Genomic DNA, 934 nt, shown 5'->3' on the forward strand with positions numbered 1-934 from the left:
AGGTGGGATTGACCATCTTGGCCCTCTCGTTCCGGTTTGAGTGGCACCGCATCGAGCTGCAGTGACTGCTTAGAGAAGGAGGGAGCGGGCCTCGCATGGGTGTATGACCCACACGAGCGATGCCTGATCTTGGTACCGAGGTTGGTCCCCAAGGATTCCAACCAGCCCGCTACCGTGTTTATCGTGCCGGGCCGCTGTATCGCTGAGGTGTTACGGACCGGGAAAATTGTGTCGTGCGTGTTGTTTGCACGGGCATGGCGCGCACTCGCAGTATTGCAAGCAGGGGCGGGCCAGTGGCTTGCCTTTGCCGCAATCGGCTGCCACGTCATGCCTTATGTGCGGACGTTACACCCATCTTCTCACCTGGTCGCAGATCGTCGAGCTCTATCGGCTGACGTTGCCGGACGAGCCCAAAGAACTGAGGCCCAGTTACAATGTGGCGCCGACCCACGTCATGCCGATCATCCGGCCATCCGGTAACGGCCGAGAGCTGATCATGGCTCGCTGGGGCCTGGTGCCGTTCTGGCTGAAGCCGGACCAACTCGGGAAGCAGCCTTACAGCACGATCAACGCCCGTGACGATCGGATCCAGACTGCTCCGACGTATCGCGAGCCATTCAAAAAGCGCCGCTGCCTCGTGCCGGCGAGCGGCTGGTACGAGTGGCAGAAAATCGACGCCAAGACGAAGAAGCCGCATCACTTCCAACCAGTGGCCAAGCCTTTCGCCTTCGCTGGCGTCTGGGATGTCTGGAAGGGTGACGGAAAAGAGCCAGCTTCTCGATTGTGACCACCTCACCGACACCTAGCACGGCCAAGTATCACGCCCGCATGCCGGTTGTTTTGGAAGAGAACCAGTTCGAGGACTGGATGCGCGGACCGCCGGAGCTGGCTGCCGAGATGATGAGACCCTACGGCGGTGCAATCGACATCTGGG

At 60.5% G+C, this 934-nt stretch carries 2 protein-coding genes; both read left to right on the forward strand.

Translation table 11 applies throughout. The features are described from left to right. The first annotated feature begins 334 nt into the window (after window positions 1-334). Window positions 335-787 (forward strand): SOS response-associated peptidase, encoded by a 453-nt coding sequence (locus tag RSO01_RS46890; RefSeq protein WP_170303907.1) that lies wholly within the window; start codon window positions 335-337, stop codon window positions 785-787. Further along, window positions 784-934, forward strand: a 151-nt coding sequence (locus tag RSO01_RS50250) for an SOS response-associated peptidase family protein (protein WP_174826005.1), incomplete at its 3' end; no start/stop codon positions are given. The genes RSO01_RS46890 and RSO01_RS50250, both read left to right, overlap by 4 nt.

This window comes from Reyranella soli, from assembly GCF_007992495.1.
Classification (GTDB): domain Bacteria; phylum Pseudomonadota; class Alphaproteobacteria; order Reyranellales; family Reyranellaceae; genus Reyranella; species Reyranella soli.

Excerpts from the sequence above, each read along its gene's own strand:
- RSO01_RS46890 (WP_170303907.1), top strand. The coding sequence starts at position 335 with ATGTGCGGACGTTACACCCATCTTCTCACCTGGTCGCAGATCGTCGAG.